Annotated in this window: 14 protein-coding genes; all 14 read right to left on the bottom strand. The window is 71.5% G+C overall.

Annotation, left to right across the window (positions count from 1 at the left end):
* Nucleotides 1-353 precede the first annotated feature (353 nt).
* Nucleotides 354-1,652, bottom strand: coding sequence for a hypothetical protein (locus ACOJUJ_RS29820; RefSeq protein WP_420130575.1), 1,299 nt, complete (start codon nucleotides 1,650-1,652; stop codon nucleotides 354-356).
* A gap of 23 nt (nucleotides 1,653-1,675) precedes the next feature.
* Nucleotides 1,676-2,617, bottom strand: a complete 942-nt coding sequence (locus tag ACOJUJ_RS29815; RefSeq protein WP_420130574.1) for a hypothetical protein — start codon at nucleotides 2,615-2,617, stop codon at nucleotides 1,676-1,678.
* A gap of 4 nt (nucleotides 2,618-2,621) precedes the next feature.
* Nucleotides 2,622-3,038: a biopolymer transporter ExbD gene (locus ACOJUJ_RS29810; RefSeq protein WP_420130573.1), complete on the bottom strand. Its 417-nt coding sequence runs from the start codon at nucleotides 3,036-3,038 to the stop codon at nucleotides 2,622-2,624.
* A 2-nt stretch (nucleotides 3,039-3,040) separates the two neighbouring features.
* On the bottom strand, nucleotides 3,041-3,745 hold the full coding sequence (locus tag ACOJUJ_RS29805) for a MotA/TolQ/ExbB proton channel family protein (RefSeq protein WP_420130572.1): 705 nt from the start codon (nucleotides 3,743-3,745) through the stop codon (nucleotides 3,041-3,043).
* Nucleotides 3,746-4,040: 295 nt separating this feature from the next.
* Nucleotides 4,041-5,357, bottom strand: coding sequence for a glutamyl-tRNA reductase (hemA, locus tag ACOJUJ_RS29800; RefSeq protein WP_420130571.1), 1,317 nt, complete (start codon nucleotides 5,355-5,357; stop codon nucleotides 4,041-4,043).
* Entirely contained in the window at nucleotides 5,339-5,980 is a 642-nt protein-coding gene (locus ACOJUJ_RS29795; RefSeq protein ID WP_420130570.1) for a precorrin-2 dehydrogenase/sirohydrochlorin ferrochelatase family protein, read from the bottom strand. Before ACOJUJ_RS29795 ends, hemA begins: the two co-directional genes overlap by 19 nt.
* A complete protein-coding gene (locus ACOJUJ_RS29790) occupies nucleotides 5,977-6,801 on the bottom strand; it encodes a cytochrome C assembly family protein (RefSeq protein WP_420130569.1) in 825 nt (274 codons plus the stop codon). Before ACOJUJ_RS29790 ends, ACOJUJ_RS29795 begins: the two co-directional genes overlap by 4 nt.
* An 85-nt stretch (nucleotides 6,802-6,886) precedes the next feature.
* The gene (locus ACOJUJ_RS29785; RefSeq protein WP_420130568.1) at nucleotides 6,887-7,912 is read right to left on the bottom strand and encodes a LysM peptidoglycan-binding domain-containing protein; all 1,026 of its coding nucleotides are present in this window, start codon (nucleotides 7,910-7,912) and stop codon (nucleotides 6,887-6,889) included.
* 677 nt (nucleotides 7,913-8,589) lie between these two features.
* Nucleotides 8,590-9,069 (bottom strand): hypothetical protein, encoded by a 480-nt coding sequence (locus ACOJUJ_RS29780; RefSeq protein ID WP_420130567.1) that lies wholly within the window; start codon nucleotides 9,067-9,069, stop codon nucleotides 8,590-8,592.
* Nucleotides 9,066-9,575, bottom strand: a complete 510-nt coding sequence (locus tag ACOJUJ_RS29775; RefSeq protein WP_420130566.1) for a hypothetical protein — start codon at nucleotides 9,573-9,575, stop codon at nucleotides 9,066-9,068. The genes ACOJUJ_RS29780 and ACOJUJ_RS29775 overlap by 4 nt, the downstream gene beginning before the upstream one ends.
* 654 nt (nucleotides 9,576-10,229) lie before the next feature.
* A complete protein-coding gene (locus ACOJUJ_RS29770; RefSeq protein ID WP_420130565.1) occupies nucleotides 10,230-11,651 on the bottom strand; it encodes a hypothetical protein in 1,422 nt (473 codons plus the stop codon).
* Nucleotides 11,652-11,920: 269 nt separating this feature from the next.
* The gene (locus ACOJUJ_RS29765) at nucleotides 11,921-13,312 is read right to left on the bottom strand and encodes a hypothetical protein (RefSeq protein WP_420130564.1); all 1,392 of its coding nucleotides are present in this window, start codon (nucleotides 13,310-13,312) and stop codon (nucleotides 11,921-11,923) included.
* A gap of 92 nt (nucleotides 13,313-13,404) precedes the next feature.
* Nucleotides 13,405-14,529: a winged helix DNA-binding domain-containing protein gene (locus tag ACOJUJ_RS29760; RefSeq protein ID WP_420130563.1), complete on the bottom strand. Its 1,125-nt coding sequence runs from the start codon at nucleotides 14,527-14,529 to the stop codon at nucleotides 13,405-13,407.
* Nucleotides 14,530-14,812: 283 nt separating this feature from the next.
* Nucleotides 14,813-16,231 (bottom strand): Dyp-type peroxidase, encoded by a 1,419-nt coding sequence (locus tag ACOJUJ_RS29755; RefSeq protein ID WP_420130562.1) that lies wholly within the window; start codon nucleotides 16,229-16,231, stop codon nucleotides 14,813-14,815.

Below are 16,231 nucleotides of genomic sequence, written 5' to 3'. Positions count from 1 at the left end.
TTCGTTCCTCACGGAGAGGGGAGAACTTCCGTGCGGTTCAGCAGGCGTCCCGCTGCGTCCGCGGGGGCCCTCACCCGCTCGCTCAGGCTCGCACTCTCTCCCGCAAGCGGGAGAGGGTATAAACTTCGATCCCGTTGCGACAGGGTGCATCGCACCTCCCTCCCCCGCGCAGTTTGCGGGGGAGGGCCGGGGAGGGGGGCGCCTGCCTCTCGCTCCACACCGGCCGAAGCACCGGGTCCCCTGCCCCGCAACCAACCTCCCCCGGTCTTTTTTGGGGGAGGTGGGGGGGTGGTGCCCGCCCGGAGGGGGCGCCGCCCCTTGCGCCTGGCCTTCCGAAGCGGATGGTGCCCCGACTACTGCCCCGCCCGCTGCAGCGTGGGCGACCAGTCGGGAAGACCAAAGCCGCGGCCGCGCAGCAGGGGGCGGATTGTGCCCGTCACGCTGTCGAGCACGAACAGGCCGCCGCCGTCGCGGTCCGAGGCAAAGACGATGTGCCGGCCGTCAGGCGCCCAGCTGGGATCCTCGTTGTGCCCGCGGTCCGTCAGCATCCGCGGGGTGCCGCCATCGGCGCTGACGGCGGCGATCTGCATCCGCCCGTTCACGCGCGTGTGGTACGCGATGGCCGGCCCGGCGGGCGACCAGTCGGGCGACGTGCTGTAGCCGCGGCCGCCGTACGCGTAGCTCGACACCAGGCGCGGCTCGCCGCCGCCGGGGCTCATCACGTAGATCTGCGGCTCGCCCAGGCGATCGCTGACAAACGCGAAGCGGCGCCCGTCCGGCGACCAGGTGGGCGACAGGTTCTCGTAGCCGCGGCCGCGCGTCTGCTGCCGCAGCCCCTCGGCGCCGATCGTCGCGATCTCCGTGTGGCCGCCCACGGTGGTCGCGAACGCCACCGTCCGCCCGTCCGGCGCATAGGAGGGGGTGATGTTGATCCCCGCGCGGTCCGACAGCACGCGGTCGGCGCCGGTGCCCAGGTTGCGCTCGTACAGCAGCGGCGCGCCGCCGCGGAACGAGGTGTACGCGATCCGCCCGCCGTCCGGCGACCACGACGGCGAGAGCGAGATGGAGCCGTCGTTCGTGATGCGCGTAACGTTCTCGCCGTCCGAATCGACGACGTAGATCTCCTTGGACCCACGCCCCTGCGTCACGAAAGCGATGCGCGACGCGGCCATCCCCGGCTCGCCGGTGGCCCAGCGGACCACGGCGTCGCTGGCGGCGTGCACGGCCAGGCGAAACGCGCGGCTGCCGGACGCGGGGAGGGTAAAGGTGCCCTGCCCCTTCACGGTTCCGTACGCCGCGTCGTGCAGCGTCAGGCGCAGCGAACTGCCGGTAAGGGCGCCTTCCAGCACCCAGGTGGCGCCGCGCTGGCTCCAGGCGTCCAGGTCCAACGCCTGCCCGGCGCGGGCGCCGGTTGCCTCGGCCATCTCAAAGCGGTCGCTGCGCTCCAGGTCGCCGCGCAGGATGGCGGAGATCTCCGCCCCCGCGCCGCCCGCAACGGGGAGGACGACAAAGCCGGGGGAGCGCGCCGTCTCGTACTGCGCGCGCAGGCGCACCACGACGCTGTCCTGGGCGGCGGCCGGCGCGGCGGCCAGGGCCGTGGCGGCAAGCAGGAACGCGAACGCGCACGGGGCGCGAAATCTGGAGAACGTCACTCGAATCAGGACTGCTCTGGGGTTCAGCTTCGCGGGGTCAGCTCCACGCACCATCTCCACCGCGCCGGGTCGAACGCGCCGGGGAGCGCGCCGAAGGCGCGGCGGCTGCCAGCGGCTTCGGCGGCTTCCATCATCGCGATCCGAAAGGCGGCGCCGCCACGTACGCGCTGCGTCTCGATGGACGTCACGCTGCCATCGCGCTGGATGCGGAAGCACACCTCGCCACGGCCACTCGTGCTCTCCGGCGGCGGGCGAAAGAAGCGGTTCACCTGGCGCGTCACGTTCTCGCAGTAGCCGGCCACGGGACAGGGATCACCTTCCACGTGGATGTTCAATCCCTCGCCGCCGGGGCTGGACGCGACCGGGTTGTTTCCCGTCGCCGGCCCCGTACGCGTTCCCGTCCCCTGCGTGCGGTTCGGGCCGCTCCCCGCCCCGCTCTGCCCGCTGGTCCCGCTCGGCCGGTTGGTGGCCGGGCGGTCCGTCGTGGAGGGCTGCGTCGCGGGCCGGTTCGTGCTCGGCGTCGCGGTCGACGGACGGCTGGGCGTCGTCGCCGGGCGCTGCTTGGGCTGCTCGGGCGGGGGCGTAGGGCGCGCTTTGGGCTGCTCGGGCGGCGTCCTTCTAGGCTCGGGAGCCTTCACAGGTTCCTTCGGCGCCTCCCTGGGCGGCGCGGGCTCCGGGTCCGGCACGGGCGGCGTCGGGTCCGGCGCGGGGGGTGTCGGCTCCGCGGCCGCGGGCTCCGCCGCGGCGGCGGGGCCGGGCTCCTGCGTGGCGGGCGGCTCGGCCGGCATCTCCCCCGCCACGTTGGGCGGCGGCGAGACGATGTCTACCGCGTAGACCCTGGTCTTCGGCGGCCTGGGCGGCGCGCCTTCGGCCACGACGGCAAAGCCGACGATGGCGGCGTGCAGCAGCAGCGACGCCCCCAGCGCGGTCCTCGTGCGTCCGTCCCCCCGCCGCCGATGGTCCATATCGTCAGCCCCCGTCCTGCTCCGGTTCGGCGATCAGGCCCACGCTGGCCACGTCCGCCGCCTTCATCGCCCCCAGCACGCGGATCACGCTGCCGTAGGGCACGCCCTCGTCCGCGCGCAGGTAGACGCTGCTGGCGCCCTTTTCCTTGACCAGCTGCGGAAACAGGGTCTCGAACTGCTCCCACGCCACGCGCGCCGAGCCCACGTAGATCTGCCCGGAGCGGTCGACCGAGACGATCAATCCCTCCGCGCTGGGAACGGACTCGGTGCGGGCGCGCGGCACCTTGACCTCTACCCCGCCCTGCATCATGGGCGCGGTGATCATGAAGATGACCAGCAGCGTAAGGACCACGTCCACCAGCGAGGTGACGTTGATCTCGGCGCTGTAGCCCAGCTCCGACCGGTTGCGGCGGCGCGGCACGGCTAGATTCGCCCTTCGCGGGCCAGCGCGCCGATCAGCTCGGTGCTGATCCCCTCCAGCTCGCCCGTAAAGCGGTTGAGCCGTGCGGTAAGGTAGTTGTACGACATCGCGGCCGGGATCGCCACCACCAGCCCGCCGCCGGTGGCGACCAGCGCCTCCGCCACGCCGGGCGCGACGACGGTGATGGACGACGATCCGCTGGCCGCCACGCCCAGGAACGAGTTCATCACCCCCAGCACGGTGCCCAGCAGACCCAGCAGCGGCGACGCGGTGGCGATGATGGCCAGCCAGCTGAGCCCCCGGGCCAGCTCGTCGCGCTCTTCGGACTCCTCCTTCTCCAGCACCATCTTCATCACCTCCAGCTGCGCCGGAGACAGGCCGCGCACGTCGGTGCCCTGTTTGGCGGCGCCGGGACGCAGCTCGCCAAAAAAGCCCATCCCCCGCTTGAACAGCCGGGTGAACGGCGAGTCCTTGAGGCCGCGCACCCAGGCGTACGCCTCGTCCAGCCGCTCGGCGGCCTGCACGCGGTCCAGAAACTGGTCGGCCTCGCGGTGCAGGCGCCGGAACTGGATGAGCTTGAGGGCGATGATGGTCCACGACGCTACCGACATGATGGCCAGCGTGGCCATGATGATCTTGGTGGACGGCGTGCCCTGGGCGATCATCTCCCAGGCGGCGGCGAACTCGTTTCCGGTGTGCTGCTGCATCAGGGCAGTGCGAAAGTAGGTACGAAGGTACGAGAGTACGAAGGTACGGAAATGCGTTCGCGTCTTCGGCTATACGGCGTACGGCGATCCTGGCGCAGGGTTCCGGCGGCTGCTGCGGATCCGCTCGTGCTGCCTGCGGATACGGCCGGGAACTGGCCCGGGAGCGGACGCGCGGTTGCCTGGAACGCCGCAGATGGCGGGGCCGCCGAGTCCACGCTGGCCTTCGCGAAGTTCCAGCGGAGACTTCAGTCGCTCCAGCGGGCCGACCGCGGGGCGCCCGGGCTTCAGCACTCCGTCACCCGTTGCCGTCCTTGCCCGGTTCGCCGGAGCCGTGCGCATCGCGGTCCAGCTCGAACAGGTAGCGCACGGTGTCGAGCACGCCCGTGCCGCGGCCGTTGCCGGCGGCGTCGCGCAGGCGGGCGGTGGGGGCGTGCAGCACCTTGTTCACCAGCGACCGGGTAAGGGCGTCGATGGCCAGCTGGTCCTCGGGCGACAGGTGCGAAAGCTGGCGCAGCGCGCGCTCCACCTCGGCGCGGCGCATGGCCTCGCCCCGGTCGCGCAGGGCACGGATCGTCGGCACCACGGCCAGGCTGCTGTACCACGCCCAGAAGTCCTCCACCCCCTGCGACACGATCGTCTCCGCCTGGGGCAGCTGCGCGCGGCGGCGCCCCAGGTTGTCGTCCACGATCTGCTGCAGGTCGTCGATGTTGTACAGAAAGACGTTGGGCTGGTCGGCCACCGCCGTCTCCACGTCGCGCGGGATGGCGATGTCGATGATGCACAGCGGGCGCCGCGGCCCGTGCGGCAGCGCGGCGCGCAGGCGCTCCACCGTGAGCACCGGGTGCGGGGCCGAGGTGGAGCAGATGACGATGTCCACCTGCGGCAGCGCGGCGCCGAACTCCTCCCAGTGGATGGCCTCGCCCCCCAGCCGCTCCGCCAGCTCCGCCGCGCGGTCGAAGGTGCGGTTGGCGACGATGGCCGTCCGCACGCCTTCGTCGCGCAGGCACTCCAGCGTGGTCTCGCTCATCTCCCCCGCCCCCAGGACCAGCGCGCGGCGGCCCTTGAGCGAGCCGAAGATCTTTTTCGCCAGGTCCACCGCCGCGCTGGAGACGGAGGCGGCGCCGATCCCCAGCCCCGTCTCGCTGCGCACCCGCCCGCCGATGGAGAACGCCGTCTGGAAAAGCCGGTGCAGCGCCTGGCCCACCACGGGGCCGTTCTCCCCCGCCACCTCGCGGGCGGCGGCGTACGCCTCCTTGACCTGCCCCTGGATCTGCGGCTCGCCCAGGATCATGGAATCCAGGCCGGACGAGACGCGGAACAGGTGCTCCGCGGCCTGCCGGTCACGGTGGACGTAGAAGTAGCGCGCGGCGGCGGACGGATCGTGCCCGATGCGGGCCGACAGCAGGGCGCGCGCCTGCTCCACCCCGTCCGAGCCGTCGGGCAAGGAGAGGTAGACTTCGGTGCGGTTGCAGGTGGAAAGCACCACCGCCTCCGAACCGTCCGCGGCCAGCCCCAGGAGCGCGCCCGGAACTTCGGCGCGCCCCAGGGCGAACCGTTCCCGGTGCTCGATGGGCGCCGTGCGGTGGCTTGCGCCTACGACTGCGAGAGGCATCGGCGGATGGACTGCTCCACGTCATCGTCCCGTCCCGCGACCGCAAGGTCCAGGAACTCGGGAGTGATCAAATCGAACCAGAAGGCGCGCCGCCGCGATTCGTCCGCGGACCAGCGCGCCTGAACTTCCGCGCGCACCGCCGCCAGCCTGCGCGCCGCGCGCCCCAGCCCGGGGGTAACGACCGTCGCCAGCCGCTCGCGCAGTCGCCGCGCCAGCAGCGGCGACGCGCCCCCGGTGGAAAAGGCGACCACCACGTCGTCCTGGCGCAGCTGCGACGGGACGTGAAAGTCGCTCTCCCCGCCCTCGTCCGCGCGGCTCACCAGCGCGCCGGCCGCGCGCGCGTCGTCCGCGACCCGCTGGTTCACCGCTTGGTCGTTCGTCGCGGCGAACACCAGGTGGTGGCGATCGACATCCATCGAATGATAGGTCCGTGGATGCCAGACGAGCCGCAGGCGCTCGATGGACGCCCGCAGCTCGTCCGTGGCCGAGGGGGCCACGATGGTGGGGCGCCCGCCGGCGTCCGCCAGCCCCGCCACCTTTCGCGCGGCGACCGCGCCGCCGCCCACCACCAGCACGCGCAGCCGCGCCACGTCCAGCATCAACGGATACGCCGCCGCGCTCACAGGAACCCCGCGCCGGCGCTCTCCGCGGCGCGCAGCAGCACGTACGCCGCCACCACCACCGCGAAGCCCACCACCGAGACCAGCGCCCCGCGCCGCGCGCGCGCCGCGCCCTCGCCCGCGCGGGCGATGAGCGCCGCCACAAAGACGATCCAGGTGATTACCCCCCAGACGATCTTGGGGTTTCCGGCTTCCATCGCCAGCCCGAAGCGCTCCGCCCACGCCCACCCCACCAGCAGCGCCACGGTCAGGAAGGGCAACCCCACCATCAGCGCCCGCCGCCCGATGCGGTCCAGCGTGTCGAGTGGGGGAAAGAAGCGGAACACGGCCCCGAAGCGCTTTCCCTTCAGCTCGCGAAACTGGAGCAGGTACATCAGTCCCGCGGCGAAGGCCACGGTCAGCCCCGCGTAGCCCACCATCGCCAGGACGACGTGAAAAACGAACCAGGGGCCGCGGAACGCCATCTCCTGGTGCGCCGGCCGCACCCCGGCCACCTCCGCCACGCCCGCCAGCGCGGCGGCCACGGGGACCAGGACCAGCCCCAGCGGTCCCGTACGTCCCAGCGTGGCCAGGAGCAGGGAGCCGATGGCCACCAGCAGCGCCAGCACGGAAAGCGACGGGCCCAGCCCCACCAGCGGCAGCTCGCCGTACTGCGCGGCGAACGAGGCCAGCGCGGCGCCGTGCGCAACCACGCCGCCGGCCAGGCACGCCGTGGCGGCGGCGGGAAGGCGGCGGGCGCTGCGGGCCAGCGACACGCCCAGGAGCGCGGCCGTCAGCGCGTAGAAGGCCAGCGCGGCCACGTGCAGCAGCTGCGTCAGCTCCATCGCGCACCCTCCGGACGCAGAGACGCCCTCCCCGGGGGAAGGGCGCCGAACGCACCGCCGGGCCTGCCCGCCCGTGCCTGCTCGGTCACGGCATCCGCGCCACGCGGCGCACCGGCAGTCCCACCGCAATGCGGGGCTGCTCCAGTTCCGTCACCCGCACCGACGCCGTGCCCTCGGTGACTTTGACCACCTGCCCGCGCGCGACCGGCACCTCGGGGCGCGTGCCCCAGCGGCGCTGGCTGGAGGGGTCGTACAGCTCGAACTCGTCGCCCACGCCCACGCCCGCGCTGCGGCCGATGTCCAGGAACACGATGGACTCGGTGCGCTGCAGCGGGGTGTCGTCGCGGAACGCCAAAACGCGGCCCTGCAGGTCGGCGTCGACGGCGGCGGGACGGTCCAGGGTGCGGATGGGGAACGCCTCGGGCTGGATGGCCGCGTCGCCCGGCCGCACCTGGTCGAACATGCCCACGATCACCACGGTCGCGGTACCGTCGCTCACCGCCGCCACGGTGCCCACGCCGGTGGGCAGGTACACGCGGCGCCCGCTGCGGCGGATCTCGCGCCCTTCGCGCAGAAAGTGCAGCCGGTCGCCCACGGCGACGCGCGCGGGGTCTACCCGCACGAACACGCGGTCGTACAGGTTGAGCTGCGGCGTCATCTGCAGCTGCATCACCGACTGGTACTCCGCCTCTTCAAGCCGGCCCACCAGCGGCACCTCGCGCGGCTGGGCCACAAAGGCGGCGCGGTAAAAGTCGCCCTCCAGCACGGCGGGCTGTTCCACCGTCACGCCCAGGCGCAGCGTGGGGCCCCGCGGCGCCTGCACGGCCGGGCCAAAAACCGGGCCCTCGTCCACGGCCTGCCCGGCGCAGGCGGGAAGGACCAGGCGCTCGCTGGGATAGATGCGGGCGGGGTCTTCGACGGTGCCGATGTTGAGCCGGAAGATCTCCGGCCACAGGAACGGGTCGGACAGGCAGGCGCGGGCAATGTCCCACAGCGTCTCGCCGGGGCGCACCACGTGGACCTGCCCCTGCCCGGCGGGTTCGTCCTGCGCGGCGAGCGGCGCGGCCGCGAGCAGCGCGGCGGCGGCGAGTACGGATGCGGATGTTCTCACGGGACCCCGAAGGCGGTAGCGTGCGGGCGTGGGATTCACCGGATTCTCGCTGGGGGATGGGGCCGCGCAAAAGAAACGGTGCAGGGCGGCCCGGCGTAGCCCAAGTGTAAGCTGCGCCCCAGCGAATGGCAAGGCGAATCGCGGAAAAACGGTTGAATGGACAGCTTCGCGCCGCCAATCCCGTGCCGGATGCGCCCTCGTGCGCATCTCCAGCAACGGCGCCGCGTTTGGGCGAAGCAGCGGATTGTGGGGACGCTGATACTGGTGCAGAGTCGGCAAAGTTTGCACGATCCCGTGCATTCTCCACGGTCGGTTGCGACGAGCAAAAGATGGAGCTCACGCGGAGGCGCGGAGGACGCGGAGGCGCGGAGGCGAGATCTCCTCGGCTCCGCCCTTTTCAGGATCAAAGCGCTGATTTCCTGCGGGAAGCCCCCGCCCGGCCGCTGCCGCGTCCGCGCGCGGCTTCACCTGCTCGCGTGGGCCCGGTCCGCATATCGTGGTAGGCCCGTCGTAATGCAGGCGAGATCCTTCGGTCGCGCACCGGCCGTTGTGCGGGCAGATGGTTCGGTGTGGCGCTCCTTCAGGAAAGTGCAATCACGGAAATCCCAGATGCCGCAACGACGAAAGCCGACGGATTCGCATCCGCCGGCTTTCTCGTCCGTAACCCGACGGTCCGGTCAGCGGCCCAGGATGAGGGACACCGGGTAGGTGAAGTATCCCTCGCTGCTGGAGACGGCAAAATGCAGCGTGACCGCCACCTCGCGCGGCGACACCACCACGCCTTCGGCGCGGACGCGGGGACCGCCGTCGGAGGCGTCGAGCAGTTCGAACGTGATGATGTCGCCGCTCGCCCGCCAGGCGCCGCTGTACGTCGTGGTGGCCGGCGCGCCCGCGGTGCCGTTCCCGGCGACCAGGCGGGTCTTCAGCTCCACCACGGCGTTGGGGGGATCCAGATCCAGGCGGGCATCCACCACCTGCAGCGTTCCGCCGGCCGCGGTGCCGCGCACCGCAACCGGCGGGCGCTTGCCGTTGACGGCCTGCACGGTGTAGCGGCCTTCGACGCCGCCGGGCTCGGAGGTTCCTTCGCAGGCGGCGGCCAGGGCGAGCAGCGGGAGCAGCGCCCGGATCAACCCGATCTTCATGGCGCGGCGGCTCACGGGTCAATCCCCGGGCAGCGCGCGGGCTGGGTGGCCGGCGTGTATTCCAGCCGCGCGGGTGCGCCCGTGGCGCTGCGCGTGTTGCGCACCAGCATGTCGTCGCCGATCTCCAGCGTGTCCAGCCGCAGCCGCCCCGTCTGGCCCAACAGCGCCGGCTCCACGATCAGGAGCAGGCGGCTGCCCTGGATGCGGTAGGGCACAGACCACGTGGAGCAGGTGCCGGAATGCGCAAAACTTCCAGAGGCGTACCGCGTCATCGTGCTCCGGGAGATGGTGTAAAGCGCGCTGTCACCATCCATGATCTCCACCGAGCTACGCTCCAGGCCTTCCAGGGTATACGTAATTCCGTCCTCCCACACCACGGAATCCAGGGTGGCCGGGAGCGGGCGCCCGTTCACGCTCGTGAGGTTGTAGATGCCCTGAACCGGTGTGGAGCCCGTGGACGATTCGCACGCGGCCAGCGTCAGACAGGCGGCGGTCACGTGGACAATGCTTCGCAGATGCATGAGGGGCGTCAGGGGAATGGAAAGCACCCGGCAGAACCGCCAGGGTGCGGAAACATGCGGAGCTGTCCGGGGACACACAAGTCAGCGAGAACGCGCTAGCCACGGAAACCTGGACGACGCGAGCCGGCGGATGTGCATCCGCCGAAGCCGGTTTGGAAGCAGATGTGGGCGGTCGAGTTCAGCGCGGCTCAGCCGGCTCCGAGTTCGGCGGTTGAAACCGCGGCTGGAACGTCACGATTCCGCCTGCGCGGACTCGGCGGCACGGGGGTGTGCGACGGCCCGGGCACCGGCGCGTCCGCAACGGGTGCGCGGTACCGATGGTGGCGTGCCGGCCGCCTTGCCAGGGCGAATAAATTCGCGGCAACAACTACACGAAGTCCGCCTGCGGGGACTCGGCGGCACGGGGGTGTGCGGCGGCCCGGGCACCGGCGCGTCCGCAACGGGGGAGCGATACCGATGGTGGCGTGCCAGCCGCCTTGCCAGGGCGAATAAATTCGCGGCAACAACTACACGAAGTCCGCCTGCGTGGGCTCGGCGGCACGGGGGTGTGCGGCGGCCCGGGCACCGGCGCGTCCGCAACGGGGGAAATGGCGTGGAGCCGACGGCAGCATCTGCGCGTCGGCTCCACGTTGGTCGTCCGGCGGTGACGGAAGGCTACTCGTCGTCGCTGCCGGCGGAGGTTTCTACGCCGGCGCCGCTGCGGCAGACGGCGACGTACTCGGGTTCGGCGCCCTGGCACGACTCGCTGCGCTGGGCGGGGGCGTTCACCAGCGTGCCGATCATCTCCCCCACCGCGCGGTAGCACTGGCTCTTGGTGTCCCCACCGGCGACGGCGCGGCAGAAGCGCAGGCCCTCGCCGGGATCGGCGGCGACGTTCACCAGGTTCTGCACCACGCCCACCGTGCACCACAGCTGGCCCCGGCCGCCCGCCTGCCCCGCGGTGCGCCCGCACAGCTCCAGCGAGCGCGCGTGCTGCTGGCTGGCCAGCGCGGTGATGTCGCGCCCCAGGCTGCCGAAGCAGAGCGCCTGCATGGAAGCCGGGGCGCCCTCGCACGCACGGCCCGTGGCGGCCACGTCGCCGCCGTTGAAGTACAGGATGGCGGACGTCTGCATCATGTAGCACGCCTCCTGGTACTTTTCCGCGACGGCGTTGCACGGGTACAGCGGGTCGTCGCGGTTCAGCGGACGCCACGGGGTGTGCTGCATGGCCGCCTGCGCCTGCTGGCCGGCGGCGCCGTGGCCCGCGTGCGCATCGGCCCCGGCGTGGGCGTGCTGGCCGGCGGCGCCATGAGCCGCGTGGGCGTCGGCGGCGGGCTGTGCATCGTGCCCGCCATGCGCCTCCTGCGTGCCGGCGTGGCCCTCGGCGGTGTGGTGCGGATGGGTGACGCTCACCACGTTCTCCATGAACACGCCGCCGTAGCAGGAGTCACGGATGAACTTGTCGCTGGCCAGGTCGCACGCGTCCAGCGACATGGGCACGTGGTTGTCGTGCACGGCCATCAACCCGTGCCCCACGCCGTGCGCACATTGAAAGAACAGGAACGTGGTGCCGCGGTGCGGCTCGCACATCGCGTTCAGTTCCGGCGTGCCGGGAAGCCGGCCCTGCCGCGCCAGTGAAAGAAAGTAGCCCTGCACGACACCGTGGTAGCAGCCGGACATCTGCGTGGGCGGGCAGGCGGCAAAGGTGGTGGCCAGCGTTTCCGGCGTACGGTATGCGGCAATGCCCAGCCCGTGCGCCAGCGCGTGGGCGTTGAAGCGCACGTCGCCGTCCACGTTCACCAGCGTGTCGAGCACCTCCATGGTGCGGCCGATGCCGGTCTGGTCGATGAGCGCCACCAGGGTGCGCTCCACGCACGCCTGCTTGTTCCGAAAGCGGCTGCCGCACTCCCGCCGCACCCAGCGCGAGATCTCGCTGGCCGGCGACTCGGCGGTCCATACGCGCGTATCGGGCGCGCTCTGGAGGTCCGGCGCGGGGCCGCCGGCGCCGGAACGCGCGGAGGGCGTACACGCGGTGAGCAGGGCCGCGCACGCGGCAAACGCGGCGCACACAAAGCGCCGGTGCAAGGAAAACGTCATCGTCGCCTGATTGGATGGGAATCTGGGCCGGAGCGATCCATCCGGCGCACGCAAAATTGGCTCCGGGCGCGGGCATTCGCAACCGTGCGCCGGGGCTGGCATGATGCCCAGACGCGGGCAAACCACAGCGGGAAGGTACACAGGGACGGAGAACAGCCAGAGGAACAGAGGTGATCCGCCTTCTCTCCTCTGTTCCTCTGGCTGTTGCCTGTTCCTCTGTACCCTGACCTCAGTTTCCTGTAGTCGTCTTCCCGCCCTCGGAATGCGGGCTACCTGTCCGCCCGCTGCGTCGGCGGATCGACCTCCGCCGCGCGGCGGCAGGTGGCGACGAACCCCGGCTCGGCGGCGGCGCAGTGGCGCGCGCGGGCCTGCACGTCGTTGCCGATGAGCGTGATGGTGAAGCCGCCGACGCGCGCGTAGCAGGTTTCCTTGGCCTCCGCGCCCTGCACGGCGTGGCAGAAGCGGATGCCGTCCTGCGGGTCGGCGGCCTGGTTCATCAGGGTGGCCACGGCGCCGCCCTCGCACAGCACCTTTCCCTTGCCGCCCCCCAGCGCGCCGACGCGGCCGCACATGGCGAGCGTGCGGGCGTGGTCCTGGTCGGCCCAGGCGGTGATCTCGCGGCCCAGGCTGCCGAAGCAGGTGGCCTGGAACGCCTCCGGCACCTGCTCGCACGCCCGCGCGGTGGCCGCGACGTCGCCGCCGTTGAAGTACATGATGGGCGACGGCTGAAATCCGTAGCATTCGCTCTGGTACTTTACGTCCACGGCGTTGCACGGGTACAGCGGATCGTCGCGGTCCAGCGCGCGCCACTCGCCGTGCCGCATGGCCTGCGCGCCGCCCGCGGCCCCGTGCCCCGCATGCGCATCGGCCCCGCCGTGCGCGCCGTGCCCCCCGTGCGCGTCCGCCGAGGCGTGCGATCCCGCGGCCTCCTGCGTCTGCGCGTGGCCGGCGGCGGTGTGGTGGGGGTGCGTGGCCTGGATGGCGTTCTCCATGAAGGCGCCGCCGTAGCAGCTTTCCCGGATGAAATCGCTGGTGACCAGGTCGCACCCCTGCAGCGCCGTGGGCAGGTGGTTCTGGTGCAGCGCCATCAGCCCGTGCCCCATCCCGTGCGCGCAATGGAAGTAGATGAACTGCTCCCCCGTGTGCGGCGCGCACAGCGCATCCACTTCCACCGTGCCCACGGGCTTGCCCTGCCTGCCCAGGTCCAGAAAGTAGCCCTGGATGACGCCGTGGTAGCACCCGGACATCTGCGACGTGGGGCAGGCGACGAACGTTTGCGCCATCGTCTCCGGCGAGCGATAGGCGTAGATGCCCAGCCCGTGCGCCAGCGCGTGCGCATCATCGCGCACGCCGTCTTCGCGCAGGGCCAGCGTGTCGAGCACTTCCATGCTCTTGGCGACGCCCGCCTGGTCCAGCAGCCCGGTCAGCGCGCGCTCCACGCACGCGTCCGCGCCCCCCGGCGCGCGCCGGCACCCCGCCTGAACCCAGGCGGCGATCTCGGGCGCGGGGGACTGCGCGGTCCACGCGCGCGGCTCCAGCGTTGTCCCCGGCTCCGGCTCCGGCGTTGAACCGGTGGAGGCGCGGCCGGGCACGCACGCGCCAGCGAGGACCAGTGCGCAGGCGGCGAACGCCGCGCGAAGGGAGGGGCTGGACAGGATCATGGCAACGATGGATCGGGACGGGTCGTGTAGCGAACGATCGTGTCCCAAGCTGGTTTGCGCCGCCACCTCCCGCAAGCGGCTGCGCGGCGGGATCACGCCGGCGGGCCGAATCGCACGTCGTAATCGCTCGCGTCGGCGTGGGCGAAGCGGAGAAGCGCCATCGCCTCCTTCTCCAGCGCCGCGCGATCGGCGGCCGCCAGCGGTTCGAAGGGGGAGATGAGGAGCGTCGCGGCGCCGCGGCTTCGATCCATCTTCCACATCCCCCGCACCATCCCGTCGACCAGGACGGTGGGGCGGATGATGCCGTTGACGGTGAACACCCGCTTGCGGCGCTCTTCGCTGATGACGCGGGCGCGGTCGGCGTGGGAAAGCAGCACGTTGTCGAACTCGGGGAGCAGACGCACCGGCGCGGGGACGTCGGCGTCCGGGCGCGGGGCGTCGGGCAGGTCGAACAGCTCGGCGCCGGCCTCGCTGCGGAAGGTGCGCAGGCGCGGACGCAGCCGGTCCAGCACCTGGCCCAGGCGCTTGAGGCCGCACCAGTGCTGCACGTCGCGCGCGGTTGCGGGACCAAAGGCGGCCAGGTAGCGCAGCACCATGGTGTCCACGGAGGGCTCCGGGCTCAGCGGCTGGCCGAGCCACGCTTCGGCGGTGGTGTGCGCGGCGGGGCCGCCCTCGCCCCAGATGCCGCGCGGGGGCACCTGCACCAGCGGAACCAGGTTGCGCACCATGTTGCCCAGCGCGGACGGATCCGCGCCGGGCCAGCGCTTCCCCAGCAGCTGGCCCAGCTCGTGGAAGGTGCGCGGCTGCTCCTTAGCCAGCGCGCGCCCGGCCTTTGCCAGCGCGTCCAGATCCACCCCCGCCAGCCCCCTGGCGTGCACGCCGAGAGCCCAGTCGCGCAGGGCCGCATCCAGCACCGGCCGCAGCGCCAGGCAGTCGCGCGCCGTGACGAGGAAGAGCGTGGACCGCATCAACGCGATGCGCACCGCCTTCCGCCCACGGATCAGCGTCGACAGGTCCTCCAGGCGAAAGCCCTTCAGCCGCGTCCACAGCCCCAGGTACGGCGGATCGGGCGCCTGCGCCTGCATCCCCACCAGCCGCTCCAGCGCGTCTTCCACGGAAACGGGCACGCGCCCAAGCAGCATCTGCCGCTCCAGCAGCGCCCGGTTCAGGACGCGGTTGGCGAGCACTTCGGATGAGGCCGCGGTCTTCGCGGGCATTCGACCGATCGACGAAGAAGGATGGGCCGTACACGGAGTCAACGGAGAGGATACCGGGTTCCGGTGCTCGCGAGGGGAATATGCGGACGGTACCGGACAGGGGGGAAGATGCGGTTCAACAACGACAGCGGCGCCGATCCGGATCGGCGCCGCTCGTCATCATGGGCACTGCCATTCATTCGGCACATCAACCCGGCCCCCTCAATCCGATCCATCGAACCGCCATCCATCCGGCTGCATCGAACCGCCATCCATCCGGCCCCATCAATCCAGCTGACGATCGTTACGTCGTGGAGGCGGGAAGCGTGGAGAGGTAGTTCAGGCCCGTGATGCTGGGAAAGAAGACGTAGGCCCCGCCGCGGGTGGTGATCATCCGCGAAAAGCCGGTGACCTTCTGGTTGGACGGCTCCTCCGGCAGCGTGAACGAGCTGGTGGACGGGTCGTTGACGCCCAGGAACACATCCTCGCCGCTGATGTTGTTGACCGCGTTGCCCGGCGGCTGGCCACCCGGCGACTTGGCCGACTTTACGAAGGTGGCTTTGAGCGCCCACTGCCCCTGGATGAACTGGAACTGGTTGAACACGCTTGCGTTGATGAAGTAGCCGATCAGCCCGCGCGGCACGTCGACCGGGTTGGCGGGGTCGTACGCCGGGCCGTACGGCATGGCGCGGCGCGTGATGCGGTGGTGTGTGCTGTCGGTACCCGTCACCAGCATGTTGCGCGGGTTGGTGCGCCGGATGTGCGAGCCGATGGGGCACTTGAGGCCCAGCGTGTCGTCCGGCGGCACGGTGGCGGCGACGTAGGTGAAGTCGTTCAGCTGGTCCGTGGGGAGCACCGTGCCGGGCTCGGTGGGCATCAGCTCCAGCGGGTTCCCGTTGCGCCACCGGCCGCACACCTTGGCCGCCAGCATCTCCGGGTCCACGCCCGCCCGCGGCGCGTACGTCTGAAGAAACTCCTCGAAACCCACGACGTCCTGGTCCAGGATGCGGAACGCGGCGTAGCTGCTGTTGGTGGAAAGCTGCTGCGGCGTCACGGTATAAGCGTAGCCGGACGCGTTGGGATAGCCCAGCAGAAACTCACCGGTGGGCACGGGCGGCTGGTCGTCGGGGATGTCGTGCTTGCGCGGCGGCGCACCGATCACCGTGGGCTGCGCGATGTTGTCGCGGTAGCCAAAGTGCACGTGGTTGTCGGGCAGTGCCGTGGCGTCGTGAAAGAGCAGTTCCTTCATCCCCGCCGCGAACCCCGCCCGCAGGCTGGCGCTCTGGCTTTCCAGCACCGCCGCGTCCTCGTGCACCCACAGGCTCAGCACCACGTGCGCGTTCTGCCAGGTCTGCATGCCGCCCAGCCAGCACTCCGGCGCGCTGGAGCCCGTGTCGCCCACCGCGGTGGCCACCGCGGCGTCCGTGGCGCCGGCGACAAAGGCGGGATCGAAGGTCGCGAGCTCCGTCTCCGTGACCCCCAGCGCCGCCAGCCCGGGCGCGGTAAAGGAGATGTTGACGAAGCAATCCGGCTTGTCTTTCCAGCGCCGCGCCCGGGTGATCCGGGGTACGCCGCCGGTGCCGTTCACCAGGTTGCCGATGAACACGCCCGCAGCCGCCGCATCGGTGATCTGCAGGATGAAGTGGCGGGCCAGGTCAACGCGATAGCCGCGCAGGATGGTGCCCTGCACGTCGTTGTAGTCGATCTCGGGGGTTGTCGCCAT

The organism is Longimicrobium sp. (assembly GCF_048594345.1).
Taxonomy (GTDB): Bacteria; Gemmatimonadota; Gemmatimonadetes; order Longimicrobiales; family Longimicrobiaceae; genus Longimicrobium.
The sequence above is the reverse complement of the archived record's forward strand: the minus strand, read 5'-3'. Positions and strand labels throughout refer to the sequence as shown.

Coding starts and splice junctions, on each gene's coding strand:
- ACOJUJ_RS29815 (WP_420130574.1), bottom strand. CDS start 2,617: ATGGACCATCGGCGGCGGGGGGACGGACGCACGAGGACCGCGCTGGGG.
- ACOJUJ_RS29805 (WP_420130572.1), bottom strand. CDS start 3,745: ATGCAGCAGCACACCGGAAACGAGTTCGCCGCCGCCTGGGAGATGATC.
- hemA (WP_420130571.1), bottom strand. CDS start 5,357: ATGCCTCTCGCAGTCGTAGGCGCAAGCCACCGCACGGCGCCCATCGAG.
- ACOJUJ_RS29790 (WP_420130569.1), bottom strand. CDS start 6,801: ATGGAGCTGACGCAGCTGCTGCACGTGGCCGCGCTGGCCTTCTACGCG.
- ACOJUJ_RS29775 (WP_420130566.1), bottom strand. CDS start 9,575: ATGCATCTGCGAAGCATTGTCCACGTGACCGCCGCCTGTCTGACGCTG.
- ACOJUJ_RS29770 (WP_420130565.1), bottom strand. CDS start 11,651: ATGACGTTTTCCTTGCACCGGCGCTTTGTGTGCGCCGCGTTTGCCGCG.
- ACOJUJ_RS29765 (WP_420130564.1), bottom strand. CDS start 13,312: ATGATCCTGTCCAGCCCCTCCCTTCGCGCGGCGTTCGCCGCCTGCGCA.
- ACOJUJ_RS29760 (WP_420130563.1), bottom strand. CDS start 14,529: ATGCCCGCGAAGACCGCGGCCTCATCCGAAGTGCTCGCCAACCGCGTC.
- ACOJUJ_RS29755 (WP_420130562.1), bottom strand. CDS start 16,231: ATGGCGACAACCCCCGAGATCGACTACAACGACGTGCAGGGCACCATC.